The organism is Pseudomonas persica (assembly GCF_900291015.1).
In the GTDB taxonomy this organism is placed as follows: Bacteria; Pseudomonadota; Gammaproteobacteria; order Pseudomonadales; family Pseudomonadaceae; genus Aquipseudomonas.
Genome location: NZ_OLKL01000057.1, coordinates 1 through 262, shown reverse-complemented (window position 1 = coordinate 262; position 262 = coordinate 1). Strand labels below are relative to the sequence as shown.

General features: G+C 63.0%; 1 pseudogene. It reads right to left on the bottom strand.

Annotated elements, in window-relative coordinates:
* A pseudogene (locus FQ664_RS25675) lies at positions 1 to 140 on the bottom strand (AraC family transcriptional regulator); the annotation flags it as partial.
* Positions 141 to 262 lie beyond the last annotated feature (122 nt).

The window sequence follows — 262 nt, the reverse complement described above, 5'->3', positions numbered from 1 at the left end:
ACCCTTGCCTCTGGCAGGTGCAGTTGTTCAACGGCGATGCCCGCCCTGGCCAGCAAGCCACTGTCAGGCTCACCGGAAGGGCAGGTCTGCAACAGCGCTTCGCGCACCAGTTGCATGGAAATGGTGTCTTTGTCGCTCATCGACGGTCCTGTCGGCTGATTGCCGGCCATATTAGGGTGCCCCGCTGCAAACAGCCATCACAGCCCCGCTGCCAGGCTCAGGAATGCCTGAATCAGGCGCAGTTCCCGACGGCGCTCCAGGC